The sequence below is a fragment of the Coprococcus phoceensis genome (assembly GCF_900104635.1).
GTDB lineage: Bacteria > Bacillota > Clostridia > Lachnospirales > Lachnospiraceae > Faecalimonas > Faecalimonas phoceensis.
On sequence record NZ_FNWC01000007.1, the window covers coordinates 2,844,075 to 2,857,683 of the forward strand.

Here is a 13,609-nt window from a genome sequence, read left to right on the forward strand (position 1 = left end):
ACTCCTGTTTTCGTAATCTATAAAATATATGTACTTCATTAGCTAAACATACTAAATCAATCACCTTCTCTGAGAAAATCCCTCAAATTATCAATAAATAATACAACTTCCGTTCCCGCTTTTCTTCTTATAGTTTCTTCTTTATTATGTAAAAATACATCGCAATCAGCAATAACGATGCCAAAATCCAAGCTATGGGACTCGCCATACAGATTCCAAAATAGCTTTTATATCGTGAAGCAACAATTGCTGTCACACCTCTTCCCACAAGCTCCGCAATTCCCGCCATCATCGGAAGTAAACCAAATCCCATACCCTGAATTCCGTTTCGATATAAATTGACCACTGCCAAAGGGATAAAGAATACACCTGCACATTTTAGATAAACGTCTACGGAACCAAGGATATTTGTCAAATCTCCGGACAAAAACAATACCGTCAGGTATTTCCCAACCGTAGCAATCAAAACTCCTGTCATGATTGCATATGCAAATGAAATCAATGTTGCTGACTTAAATCCATCTCGAATACGTTTGATTTTTCCTGCTCCCACATTTTGTGCGGAATAGGTGGCAAGCGTCGTCCCCATAGCAACGAATGCCTGTGACACCAACTGCTCAATCTTACTTGCTGCTGTAAATGCAGCTACCATTGTAGAGCCGAGCACGTTCAACGCAGACTGTACCATCATTGTTCCAATCGCCGTGATTGAATACTGAAATGCCATAGGAAGTCCTATACTCAACTGAATTCTTGCCATTTTCCAATCCATTGTCCAGTCCTCACGATGCATCTTAAGCACCGGAACTGCCTTTATAATATACACAAGGCAAAGAATTCCTGATACTCCTTGTGAAATAACAGTCGCATACGCAGCTCCCGCAGCTCCCATATGAAACACGATAATAAATACCAAATCCAAGACAATATTAAGCAGTGCTGCCAAAATCAGAAAATACAACGGCACCTTACTGTTTCCAAGTGCCCGCAAAATACTTGACAGCAGATTATAAAGCACCTGTGCCACAATCCCGGCACAGATAATCATAATGTATTCATAGGCATCTGCAAAAATATCAGACGGTGTATTCATGAATGCCAAAAGCTTATGCATTCCCAGCATACTTATAATCGTAATCACAACCGAAATCACCGCCGACAGCACTGCTGCCATCGCAACCGTCTTTCGCATCCCTTTCATATCTCCCGCACCAAATCTTTGCGCAGTCATCACCGTAAAACCGGCAGTCAGTCCAATCAGACTTGTAATGATCAGAAACATAATCGTTCCCGTCGATCCGACTGCCGCCAATGCTTTTGTTCCAACAAACTTTCCAACTATGATCGTATCCGCCATACTGTAAAACTGCTGAAATACATTCCCTAAAAAGATTGGAACTGTAAAATTAAAAATCACTTTTGCAGGATTTCCTACTGTCATATCCCTTTCCATCAATAATTCCCCCCCTCGTTAGTTCTTCTCTGCACAAATTGAGCGCAGCTTCAATCACCTTATCCATATCATAATATTTGTAGCTTCCCAAACGCCCTCCAAATATCACATTCCTCTCCTTCTTTGCAAGCTCCTGATACTGCTCAAACAGCCGATTGTTCTGCTCATCATTTACCGGATAATACGGTTCCATTCCCACTTTCCATTCCAGCGAATACTCTCTTGAAATAACCGTTTTTTCCTGCATTCCAAATTCAAAATGCTTGTGCTCGATAATACGCGTATACGGAACCTCTCTTTCCGTATAATTCACAACTGCATTTCCCTGATAGTTGTCCGTATTCAATACTTCTGTCTCAAATCTTACCGAACGATACTGAAGCGCCCCCAACTGATAGGAAAAATACTCATCAATCATGCCTGTGAACACAGTCTTTTCTGCAATGTCCGGATTTTCCTTGATAAAGGAAAAATAGTCCGTATCGGTCTTCACCGGGATCCCATCCAGCATCTTTTCCACGATTCTTGTGTATCCGCCAATGGGAATTCCCTGAAAACGGTCATTAAAATAATTGTTGTCATAGGTAAAACGCACCGGCAAACGGCGAATAATAAATGCCGGAAGTTCCTTACACTCTCTTCCCCACTGTTTTTCGGTGTACCCCTTTACCAGTTTTTCAAACACATCTTTTCCGACAAGAGACAGTCCCTGCTCTTCTAGATTCTTTGGCTCTGTAATTCCCGTCTCAGCCACCTGCTGCGCAATCTTTTCTTTCGCCTCCTGTGGCGTTTTGATCCCCCACATTTTGCTGAATGTATTCATATTAAACGGCAAATTATAAAGTTCATCTTTGTAAACAGCAATCGGCGAATTGATATAATGATTAAATTCTGCAAACTGATTGATATAATCCCACACCTCTTTATTGGACGTGTGGAAAATATGTGCTCCATACTTGTGCACCTGAATTCCTTCTATTTCTTCACAATAAATATTTCCGGCAATGTGATTTCGTTTTTCAATCACAAGGCATTTTTTTCCACTTTTCTTTGCTTCATGTGCGAAAACTGCACCAAAAAGTCCTGCTCCCACAATCAAATAATCGTATTTCATATTTTTTCTCCATTATTTTGTCTTATCTCTCCCCATTTTAGACAATTCAGCTTAGAATCGCAATATTTTTCTCCATTGATTTTCCCTTTTTATTGCACTAAAATAGTATTTAGAAAATTAGGAGGTGTTATTTTATGGGTGCAAAACAACAAGCTTACAAAAAACTTGCAGATACCATGATCAAAAATTTTTCCCAAAGAAATATCGAGGCTTTCTATTGTGATGATCGAAATCAAGCAGTTTCATTGGCAATGGAAATGATGAAAGATGGCAATACCGTCGGTTTTGGCGGTTCTGAGACATTGAACGAAATCGGAATTTTAGATACAATCAAGAATTCTTCTTTGACTTTAATTGACCGGAATACTGCAAAGACTCCGGAAGAGAAAAAAGAGATGTATTTTAAAAATGCGATGGCAGATTATTTTTTGATGAGTTCCAACGCCGTTACGATTGACGGAGAGTTAATCAATATCGACGGTAACGGTAACCGCGTTGCCTGTCTCATTCACGGTCCGGAGCACGTCATCCTCATTGTCGGGATGAACAAAGTAGTCACAGATGTAGAATCCGGAGTTGCCCGCGTCAGAAACATCGCTTCCCCTGCAAATGCCGCTCGTCTCGGAACAAGAACTCCTTGTGGCGCAGTCGGACATTGTGGCAACTGCAATTCTCCTGACTGTATGTGCTGTCAGGTTGTCATTACAAGACACTCCAGACACACCGGAAGAATCAAAGTTATCTTAGTTGGCGAAGAATTAGGTTATTAAGAATTTCTTAAAGGGGACGTAGTAAAATTGAATTTTACTACGTCCCCTTTTGAATGTTTTAACAATATTTTTGAATGATTTCCTGCATTTTATCAAACTGCTGTTCCATCTCGTCCACCAGTTTGAACTGTGTGCGGGCGCGAACCAGATTGTGTTCCAGATACGCTGTTTTAAAGTAAGTGTCTCCCTGAAGATAATCTGTCAGGAAACGGATTCCACACTCTAATGTCATCAGTCTTGCCCCCCAAGGCAAGCTTTCTTTTTCTTCCTGTGTCAACACATCACCAGTACCTTCCAAATAGCCTTTTACATATGTGTCATACAGAGAAATATCAAAGTGAACCAAATCCAGATCCTTCTCATCTTCCGCCGCTGTGGCAGCACCAAAGCGAATCGAATCTCCGAAGTCATTTGCCGCAAGACCAGGCATAATTGTATCTAAATCGATAATACAAAGTCCTTTTCCAGTCTTGGCATCAAATAAAATATTATTTAATTTTGTATCATTATGTGTAACACGCAACGGAAGTGTTCCCTCTTCCTGCTGTTTTACAAGCACTCCACAGTCCTCTTTTCTGTTTAATGCAAACTCAATTTCTTTCTTGCAGGAAGCTGCTCTGTTCTTAATATCACGCTTTAACGACATCTGGAATGCCTCAAATCGTTTTACCGTATTGTGGAAATCCGGGATTGTCTCATTCAACTCAGACGCCGGATAATTGCCAAGCTGTTTTAAGAAATGCCCGAAACTGTTTCCTGACTGATAGAACTGTTCCGGTTTCTCCACAAACTGGAAACATACCGAGTCATGGATGAAATGATAGCTTCTCCAAGGTTGTCCCTCGTTATCCTCAAAATATGTACACCCATTCTTTGTCTTAATCGCAGCAAGTGTCTCCCTATCCGGATCACCGCCTTCTTCTCGAATCACATTTCTCAAATACTCAGTCACACGGAAAATATTTTCCATAACTCCGGCAGGATCTTTGAATACATTGTTATTTACTCTCTGCAAAATATAACACAACTCATCTTCTCCATCTACCGGCATATATACTGCATATGTCTCATTGATATGTCCTTCACCAAATGGCTTTACATAGCTGCACTGTGTTCCAAAACCAAACGCATACAATGCATCTTCAAGATTTCTGTTCTTGCCTACTCCATCTATCTTTCTTCTAGTCGAAAATACAACTTCGCCCTCTTCTACTTTTCTCTTTGACTCAATTGTACAGTTCGCCTTTACCACACTTCCAAGACCGATATGTGCGCCGCATCCCACAAAAGAATCATGATCCACTACAGCGCCACTGTTTACCAAAACACCATGCTCAATCACAGTATTTGTATTCACTACCGCATTCTGCATAATAAAACTTCCCTCGCCAATCTTTGCACTCGGGCTTACTACTGCAGACGGATGAATAATTGCCGGAACATTGTATCCAGCCTCCATCAATTGTTCTGTCCAATACAGACGCATTCCATTATCCCCAAGACCTGCCACTGCAGTGTCATACTTTTCCAGAAATGCTTTGTAATCACAGCATTTCCCTATAATATCTGTTCCTATAACAGCATCATCTAAAAAGACAACCTCTTCATATCCAAGTATTTTTGCCGTCTCCTGAATCATATGACCAAATCCGCCAGCACCTAAAATCAATAAATTCTTCATCGTAATCTTCTATGAGCAAATCCGCTCATGCTTCCCCTTTCACTATAATTTTTCTTCATTATAACATTTGTATCTGCTTCTGTCTCCCTTTTCATAAAATAATATTGGGTTTAGTTTTATTCATTTCATACCACTTATTGAGCGTATTGTAAACATACAACTTTTACGCTCAAAACATTTCTTAAAATTTTCAAACTCTTCGCCTTTTTCCCATCACCACCGCAAACACCACACCCACAGCCGTACTGATCGTTGTCGCCACAATCCCAGCACCTACAATCCCAGCCGGGTTCACACTTCCATATTGGCTGCGATATGCGATAATATTAATCGGTATCAACTGTAATGAGGAAATATTCAGGATTAAAAATGTACACATATCCCGGCTTGCAATTGTCTTATCCCGATTCGGATTGATTTCCTGAAGGCTCTTCATCGCCATTAATCCTGCCGGTGTCGCTGCCCAGCCAAGTCCCAGAAAATTAGCAATCATATTTGTTGTAATATGTTCATTCGCTTTATGCCCTCTTGGAATATCAGGGAACAAAATCCGCACAATCGGCTGGATTTTTCTCGATGCTGCCTTAATGATTCCTGCCTTTGTTGCTATTTCCATCAAACCGACCCAAAAAGACATCACTCCCATCATCGTAATACAAAGCGTCACTGCCTCCTTAGAAGAATCCAATGCCGCATTCGTAATTTCCGGCATCTTTCCGTTAAATGCTCCAAACAAAATTCCAATTACAATCATACCTGCCCAAAGGTAATTTAGCATCATTTCACCACATTTATTTTTTATAAAATGTATGCAGGAGGTTTTCAACTTATGTTCCTGTTCACACCACGCCATTCGCAGTAAATGAATCCTCATGTAAACATGAACTCATTTGCTATTGACTGATGTGTGAGCTGTAACCAAATTATCAATCCGGTTCAGTATATTCTTTCTCTTCTCATCAAATAGCAGATTCTTGTTATATTGATAATAACGCTTGCACTCATAATTTTGCAAAAACTGTACGCTGTAAAAATTAGTGTTGAGCTCTGTCACAAACACGGTCATCTCCTGACTATTACCAAATGCAATCTCCATAAAATCAAATCCATACTCCAACATTTGTCCTGCCGCATCCAGTTCTTTTTGATACGCCTCATTTTCTTTGGCAAATTCCTTTTTCACAAGTTCAAATGCCGCTTCATGTTCCGGATTTCCTGCTTCTTTTAGTAACTTTTCATATTGCTCCAATTTCTCAATTGTCTGCTTCAACGCATACCCTTCTTCACGATTTAGTATTTTTGCTTTTTTCTTTGAATTCAATGTCTGCTCCATCTCCTCGCAAATCTGTTTCAGAGATAGTGACCCACTTTTATAGCCCTTCAGTTTTTCAAACAGAACCGTGATGCTCGCTTCTTTCTTGTATGTCTGTCGAAATGCCTCTACTGTCTTTGCAAGTACAAGACTTACAACACTTAACTTTTCATCAAACGATGCATGTCCGACTTTTTTCACAAGAATCGGATCGATTTTTCCCTGCATCACCTGTTCAATCTGGTAATCTGCCTGATATTTATAATAAAGCTCCAAATAATTTGCAAAATCTTTTGCTATCTTCGGATACTGAATATACTGCACTACAACCTCCCAGTCTACTGTGATTTCGAGTTTTTCATATACCTGAATCAGACGTGATAAATCCTCCCATCCTCGCGGAGTTGCAAACAACATTCCATCCACAGTTGTCTCCATCTGATAGAAATATGCCACTCTCGTTGTCAGATAAGAAATCACCGCCGGATGAATATCCTGCACATACGCATATTCTTTCCAAACCGAAAAATCCGGCTCCACCTCAATTTTCTTCACACGATCCATAGTCACCACGTCAAACTCACGCACTGATTTGTTATATTCTGGTGGGTTTCCCGCAGCCACAATAATCCACCCTTCCGGAATGGCATGATTTCCAAATGTTTTATATTGAAGGAACTGAAGCATCGCCGGCGCCAATGTCTCCGAAACACAGTTGATCTCGTCGATAAACAAAATTCCTTCTTTGAGGCCACTTTCTTCAATTTTATTGTACACCGATGCAACAATTTCGCTCATTGTATATTCCGTCACTGAATATTCATTTCCATCATATATGTGCGTTGAGATAAACGGAAGCCCGATAGCGCTCTGTCTCGTATGGTGCGTAATTGTATATGCGACAAGACCAATTTCACACTCTTTAGAAATCTGCTCCATGATCTGCGTTTTTCCAATTCCCGGCGCCCCAATCAGAAAAATCGGCCGCTGTCTCTGCGATGGAATCTCATAATTTCCTTCTTCATCCTTCAACAAATATGCCTCTATTGCATGTTTTATTTCCTGTTTTGCTCTCTTTATATTCATTCTATTCTTTTTTCCTCCAACTCTTCCGGTTCTATAATCAGTTTTATCGCCCAAACCGGCACATCTACATCCCGATAATCTTCTTTTAGAAATACAAATGCAACCTCATAGTTTGGACGCTTTTCCGGAAATGTTCCATACCCATCCGTAAAATAAATTAACCCTTTTAATCTGTGAAATGCTTTCGCCTTTAGCAATTGGTTGACATATCCAAACACCGGACGAAAATCCGTCCCTCCAAATCCTTTTACCTCAAAATGCTCCATATATTCATCCAATTCCTGCCGATTTGTAATCACTACATCCGACTGTACTTTATCATCGCACTGAATGACATGTACATTTATTTTTCGAAAGAAACTTTCTGATTTACCCAAAATATTGAACGTTTCCTCCAGAAATTTTTTTATTAACTCTTCTTTACAAGACATCGATGTGTCAATCGCAATGACAAAATCTTCAATTTTACGCAATTCTTTTGTTTCCTGTGGCTCAATCAACGGCATATTCCCGTACATTTCCATTCCGTAATTATAAAAAATATAATCAAAGCTATCCTGATCCACCTGCATTTCCTCTTTTAAAATCGCAAACTTTTCCAAAAACTTTCGATAGTCATATCGGTTACGATTTTCAATCTGTACTTGATTTAAAATATTTTCCGCATTCTCAGAAGCCTCCTTTGAAAATGTCTCCATCTCCGTCTGCAATTTCTCATTTTGCTCTTTCCACTTTTTCTCCCGCTCCACGCATTTTTCAGGGGGCACATTCTCGTTCCACAAAACATGATCATCCACAAAAAATTCTTCCTGCATTTTTCCACAATGCTCTTCTTCTAAATGCATCCCCAGCAATTCCCGGTACACCCCTTTTGGCGTCAACACTTCCATCTTTTCTCTCAATTTTTGGTAAACTCCCTTTCGATATGGAGGCACATATTTGCGGACACTGTGCTCATTGAGTTCATCTATGATTGACTCCACAACAATATCACAAGCTAGATTCCAATACTGTTCATCCGCATGGTCCGGCTGTTTCAAATGCCCGAAAAGACAGTGAAAAATCATATGAAGATACGCACGGTTTACTTGCACCGGCGTCCTCTGGTACAGCCCAATCAGATAGTCTGGATAAAAATAAACTGTAAATCCATCCGTCCCAATACCGGAAATCTTCGTGTCCGGCAGAAACTCAAATCCACTTAAAATCACATCAAAAAAGCGCATGGACAAATATAGCTCATTCCGTGCATTTTTCAAAATATCTATGCAAATCTCGATTTTCTCCAGTTCTTTTTGCTGTTGTTTTTGAATCGGGTTCATAGTTCAAATATCTTCCTTTTCGCTTGAAATTTCTGACGCCTTAACTCCATCAGATAGCTTGTAAGTTCCACTCTGTTTTTTTTATTAACCTGCTCGATTAAATACTCCAGCGTCTTTTGCTCTGAAATACAATGCTCTGCCAAAAATTTACATTCTTTCTCCCGCATCTCTTCCGCTGCCCATTTTATGCATGTTTCAATGTGCTCCTTCAAAAAGCTTATATATTTTTTCTTTGCCTTCTCACTTAACTGATACGGATATAAAAGCCTTCCGAACACAAGCCGAAATAACGTATCTTCATATTCCCTTCCTTTTGCCCATTCAAACCGCTCATCGTACAGATGAAACTGAAGTTCTTGCCGAACAAAACAATTCCGGTACATCATACCACTGCCATGCGTGTGTGTCTCCAAAATCCTCGCAGGCGTATTTTCGACCGCCTCCTCAAAAAACTCTGGGAATATCAGTTTCGCTTCCCCCTGTTTACTGTGATAAAAAATTGTCTGCTCCTCTGGAAGTTCCATCAAAAGCTCACGCAGACAAGACCTCTCATTCTCCACAAAAGTCACATCAATCTCCCTCACCTTGTGACACCCCGTAAATGCTCCCGCACCGATATCTTTCAACGTATTGTAAAATTGTATTCTCCTTAAATCGCGGCAATTGTAAAATGCATATCGCCCAATTTTTTTAATAGAGTTTGGAAGGATGATTTCTTCAATCGGGGACGTAGTAAAATTTAATTTTACTACGTCCCCGATTGGTTGCGAAAATGCATAATCTCCTATCTCCGTCACCTCAAATCCATCAATTTTTTCTGGTACTTCTATAGCCATACTATTCCAAAAAGCTCCTGTAATTCGGGCTTTGTTGTCATTTACTTTATACTCATACTTTTGAAAATCTTTTTCCATTTTATTATTTTACCTCTAAAAATTTTTCAAAAAACTACAAATTTATTTTAATAAATTTTTTTTAACTTGTCAAAAAGGGACAGGGCTATTTTCGTTTTGGGACACCACAATACTCAATTGGGGACGTAGTAAAATTAAATTTTACTACGTCCCCAATTTAAACTTCTATCTCTTTTTCTTTCAATCTCCGATGTACAATTCCACGAAACAATGTATAAACCACCGAAGCAATCGGAATAAAAATCAACATTCCGACAATGCCCATCAGGCTCGCTCCGATACTGACTGCAACAAGCACCCAGATAGACGGCAGCCCCACAGAATTTCCAACGACATGCGGATAAATCAAATTTCCTTCGATCTGCTGTAATACAAGAAACATTACCACGAAGATCAATGCCTGCATCGGGTTCACCATAAAAATCAAAAGTGCTCCGATTACACATCCGATAAATGCTCCAAAAATCGGAATTAGTGCCGTAAATGAAATCAGGATTCCAATCAACAGTGCATATGGCATTCCAAAAATTGTCATCGTCACAAAAAACATACTTCCAAGAATAATTGCCTCAACACACTGTCCGGTTAAGAAATTAGAAAAAGTCTTATACGTCAGTGAGCTAAGTGCGAGCAAAATCTCTGTCCAGTCCTTTGGCATAAATGCGTACATTACCTTGCGAACCTGAATGTTTAGCTTTTCTTTCTGAAGCAGAATATAACAAGAAAATACAAAAGCGATAAAGAATGTCGTGACACCACTTACGATACTTTTTGCAGCCTCAAATGTAGATCCAAGCACGCTTCCGGCACCATTTTTAAAGAAATCAATACCGCTTTTAATCATCTCATCCCACTTGAACTCCATACTGCCAATCCACTTCACGATTTCCTTATTATCCTGAAAAATGTTTTCCGCCCACTCCTGTACTTGCGGAATAAACGCCTGAATATTTCTTCCAAGATTCATCGCCGTATCTCCCAGCGCCGGCGCTACGACAAACACAACGATTCCAATGATTCCAAGTACAAACAAAATCGTAACCAGAAAGCTTACAGGTCTGGCAAATTTATTTGCCCATTTATTTTTTTTCATTTTCTTGCTTCCGAAAAACTTTTCCTCAATGAAATGCATTGGCACATTGAGTACAAATGCAATCGCACCACCAAGTACAAACGGAAAAATTACTCTGCCGATAAACCCAAGACCATCTAGCACTACTTCGTAGTTCCATAGTCCAATCAGTATAATTGCTGTAAAAACAATCAATCCTCTTATTTTCTTAATCGTTTCCTTATCCAAATTCATTTACTCGCCTTCCTATCGTCTTTTACGAATCCATTTCAGAAGCTGAATCACCGGAAGATTCAAAAGTGCAAGACCATAAACAGTAAATAATTGTGTCACATTCAACGGAACAACCTTAAATACATTCTGTAATGCCGGAATTGTCAATACACTTGTAATCAATACAAAGCCAATCAAAAATGCACCAATCAGGTAAATATTATTCCACAATTTTTTACTGAACATCATCGGTCTGTCTGATTTACAGTTAAATCCATGTACAAGTCTTCCTGTACATAATGTACCAAATGCCATCGTACTTGCAAGCACTGCATCACCGCCACGGTAACCAATCAAAAATGCTAACATTGTCATCAGACCAATACAGAAACCTTCTGTTCCAACCTTAATCAAAAAGTCTTTTGTCAAAATCGATTCATTCATTGGACGCGGTTTCTCATCCATGACAGTCTTCGTATGCGGCTCCAATCCAAGTGCGATTGCCGGGAGACTGTCTGTCAACAAGTTGATAAACAACAGATGTACCGGTGCAAACGGAACCGGAAGTCCTGCCAGCGAAGCATATAATACTGCAAGAATTCCACCAAAGTTACCTGACAGCAGGAACTGAATAGACCCCTTAATGTTTTTATATACATTTCTTCCGTTTTCAACTGCTTTGATGATAGTTGCAAAATTATCGTCTGTCAATACCATTGCCGCTGCGTCTTTCGATACTTCACTTCCTGTAATTCCCATCGCAACACCGATATCCGCCTGCTTCAATGCCGGGGCATCATTTACACCGTCACCTGTCATCGCAACAATATTTCCTTTATTCTGCCATGCACGCACGATGCGAATCTTATGTTCCGGAGAAACTCTCGCATATACGGAAATTCCATCTACAAAATCCATCAATTCTTCATCAGACATATTATCAATCACAGAGCCTTCACACGCTTCTGACTCATCTTTCAAAATACCAATTCGTTTTGCGATAGCTGCCGCTGTTACTTTATGGTCTCCCGTAATCATAATAGGCTTGATTCCCGCACGGATACAATCTGCAACCGCTGCCTTAGACTCCTCTCGCGGCGGATCCATCATCGAAATCAATCCCACAAAGATCAAGTCATCCTCATCTTCTAACTGCAGCACCTGATCTTTTTGAATCGGTTTATATGCAAACGCAAGTACTCGCAAACCACTTCTTGAAAATTCCTGATTCTGATTTTCAATCGCTTCTTTATCTTCCTGTGTAATCTGACAGACTTCTGTTCCCTTTTGAATCTTTGTAACACGATTTAAAAGTACATCCACCGCACCTTTGGTCACCATAACCGGTCCATTCTCCAGCACATGTGCTGTAGACATTAATTTTCTGTCACTGTCAAACGGAATCTCACTTGTACGAGGGAATTTTCCCCTTACATAACCTGCTTCTGCTCCAAGCTTTGTTCCTAGATTAATCAGGGCTGTCTCTGTCGGATCCCCAATTTCCACACCATCTACATTTGTAGAGTCATTACATAAAATACTATATCTTAAAAGTTCTTTTTGTCCAAGTGCCTGACGGTCAATCTCTGCCGCCGGAATTCGTTTTCCATTTACATAGTAGTCTTCGACAGTCATACGGTTCTGAGTCAGTGTTCCTGTCTTATCTGAACAGATGATAGACACGCTTCCAAGACCTTCCACTGCCTGTAATTTACGGATAATTGCATGCTCTTTTGCCATCTTCTGTGTTCCAAATGACAGCACGATCGTCACGATAGAACTGAGTGCTTCCGGAATCGCTGCAACAGCCAGCGCTACTGCAAACATAAAGGAATCTCCGATGTTGACTCCCTGAAATACATTTACACCAAACAAAATGCCACAGAAAATTAAAATTACAATTGATAATTTCTTTCCAAATTCATCTAAGTTCATCTGAAGAGGTGTTTTCTTTTCAGATGTCGTCTTCAAAAGTGTAGCAATCTTACCTACCTCTGTATCCATTCCAATAGCTGTTACAAGGAAAGAACCACGTCCATATGTCACAAAACTTCCTGAGAATACCATATTGGTTTGGTCACCTAATGGCACTTCGCCAGTAATCGTATCTTCTGACTTTTCTACCGCAAGACTTTCTCCTGTCAGTGCACTTTCGTCAATTTTCAAACTCGCATTTGTCAAAATACGTCCATCAGCCGGAACATAATCTCCTGCTTCCAGAAAAACTTCGTCACCGATTGTTACCTCTTTTGACGGAATCTGAATCACATTGCCATCACGGAGTACCTTCGCAAGTGGCGCCGATAATTCTTTCAGACTATTCAACGACTGTTCTGCCTTTACTGTCTGAACCGTTCCAAGAATTGCGTTAATCGTAATTACGATCAAAATAACAATTGCACTCTCTGCATCTCCAAGTATCCCCGATACGACTGCTGCAACAATCAAAATAATGACAAGGAAATCCTTGAACTGCTCCAGAAATATCTGAATCGTACTTTTCTTTTTTCCTTCTACAAGTTCATTCAGACCATACTTTTCCTGGTTCTGCTGCACTTCACTTGAAGTCAATGCCTCTTCTTTTCCATTGACTTCCCGCCTCACTTCATTTTGTGAGAGCTGATAATAATTTTTCATTCCAAAATCCTCCATTCTTCCGTGCACTACCTAGT

10 protein-coding genes are annotated in these 13,609 nt (G+C 40.0%); 1 reads left to right on the forward strand and 9 read right to left on the reverse strand.

The genetic code is table 11. From position 1 onward, the window contains the following. Window positions 1-127: 127 nt before the first annotated feature. Window positions 128-1,453 carry an MATE family efflux transporter gene (locus BQ5364_RS17030; protein ID WP_071144685.1) on the reverse strand — a complete coding sequence of 442 codons (1,326 nt, stop codon included), beginning with the start codon at window positions 1,451-1,453 and terminating at the stop codon, window positions 128-130. Beyond that, entirely contained in the window at window positions 1,407-2,567 is a 1,161-nt protein-coding gene (gene glf / locus BQ5364_RS17035; RefSeq protein WP_022249880.1) for a UDP-galactopyranose mutase, read from the reverse strand. Before glf ends, BQ5364_RS17030 begins: the two co-directional genes overlap by 47 nt. A gap of 134 nt (window positions 2,568-2,701) precedes the next feature. Here glf and BQ5364_RS17040 point away from each other — a divergent pair, with 134 nt between their 5' ends. Beyond that, the gene (locus tag BQ5364_RS17040; protein WP_071144686.1) at window positions 2,702-3,337 is read left to right on the forward strand and encodes a lactate utilization protein; all 636 of its coding nucleotides are present in this window, start codon (window positions 2,702-2,704) and stop codon (window positions 3,335-3,337) included. A 58-nt stretch (window positions 3,338-3,395) separates the two neighbouring features. Here the strand turns inward: BQ5364_RS17040 and BQ5364_RS17045 are convergent, their stop codons facing one another. From BQ5364_RS17045 to BQ5364_RS17075, 7 genes are all read right to left on the reverse strand, one after another. Beyond that, complete coding sequence (locus tag BQ5364_RS17045) at window positions 3,396-5,018, reverse strand: phosphotransferase (RefSeq protein ID WP_071144687.1); 1,623 nt, start codon at window positions 5,016-5,018, stop codon at window positions 3,396-3,398. A gap of 190 nt (window positions 5,019-5,208) precedes the next feature. Next, complete coding sequence (locus BQ5364_RS17050; RefSeq protein ID WP_044988038.1) at window positions 5,209-5,796, reverse strand: nucleoside recognition domain-containing protein; 588 nt, start codon at window positions 5,794-5,796, stop codon at window positions 5,209-5,211. Window positions 5,797-5,904: 108 nt separating this feature from the next. Next, the gene (locus BQ5364_RS17055; protein ID WP_004614416.1) at window positions 5,905-7,416 is read right to left on the reverse strand and encodes an ATP-binding protein; all 1,512 of its coding nucleotides are present in this window, start codon (window positions 7,414-7,416) and stop codon (window positions 5,905-5,907) included. Continuing rightward, window positions 7,413-8,738, reverse strand: a complete 1,326-nt coding sequence (locus BQ5364_RS17060; RefSeq protein ID WP_071144688.1) for a vWA domain-containing protein — start codon at window positions 8,736-8,738, stop codon at window positions 7,413-7,415. Before BQ5364_RS17060 ends, BQ5364_RS17055 begins: the two co-directional genes overlap by 4 nt. Next, the gene (locus tag BQ5364_RS17065) at window positions 8,735-9,652 is read right to left on the reverse strand and encodes a leucine-rich repeat domain-containing protein (RefSeq protein WP_071144689.1); all 918 of its coding nucleotides are present in this window, start codon (window positions 9,650-9,652) and stop codon (window positions 8,735-8,737) included. Before BQ5364_RS17065 ends, BQ5364_RS17060 begins: the two co-directional genes overlap by 4 nt. A 157-nt stretch (window positions 9,653-9,809) precedes the next feature. Further along, entirely contained in the window at window positions 9,810-10,958 is a 1,149-nt protein-coding gene (locus BQ5364_RS17070; RefSeq protein WP_071144690.1) for an AI-2E family transporter, read from the reverse strand. Between the two features lie 12 nt (window positions 10,959-10,970). Further along, entirely contained in the window at window positions 10,971-13,574 is a 2,604-nt protein-coding gene (locus BQ5364_RS17075; RefSeq protein WP_044988022.1) for a cation-translocating P-type ATPase, read from the reverse strand. Window positions 13,575-13,609 lie beyond the last annotated feature (35 nt).

Coding starts and splice junctions, on each gene's coding strand:
- BQ5364_RS17070 (WP_071144690.1), bottom strand. CDS start 10,958: ATGAATTTGGATAAGGAAACGATTAAGAAAATAAGAGGATTGATTGTT.
- BQ5364_RS17065 (WP_071144689.1), bottom strand. CDS start 9,652: ATGGAAAAAGATTTTCAAAAGTATGAGTATAAAGTAAATGACAACAAA.
- BQ5364_RS17050 (WP_044988038.1), bottom strand. CDS start 5,796: ATGCTAAATTACCTTTGGGCAGGTATGATTGTAATTGGAATTTTGTTT.
- BQ5364_RS17060 (WP_071144688.1), bottom strand. CDS start 8,738: ATGAACCCGATTCAAAAACAACAGCAAAAAGAACTGGAGAAAATCGAG.
- BQ5364_RS17040 (WP_071144686.1), top strand. CDS start 2,702: ATGGGTGCAAAACAACAAGCTTACAAAAAACTTGCAGATACCATGATC.
- BQ5364_RS17030 (WP_071144685.1), bottom strand. CDS start 1,453: ATGGAAAGGGATATGACAGTAGGAAATCCTGCAAAAGTGATTTTTAAT.
- BQ5364_RS17055 (WP_004614416.1), bottom strand. CDS start 7,416: ATGAATATAAAGAGAGCAAAACAGGAAATAAAACATGCAATAGAGGCA.
- glf (WP_022249880.1), bottom strand. CDS start 2,567: ATGAAATACGATTATTTGATTGTGGGAGCAGGACTTTTTGGTGCAGTT.
- BQ5364_RS17075 (WP_044988022.1), bottom strand. CDS start 13,574: ATGAAAAATTATTATCAGCTCTCACAAAATGAAGTGAGGCGGGAAGTC.
- BQ5364_RS17045 (WP_071144687.1), bottom strand. CDS start 5,018: ATGAAGAATTTATTGATTTTAGGTGCTGGCGGATTTGGTCATATGATT.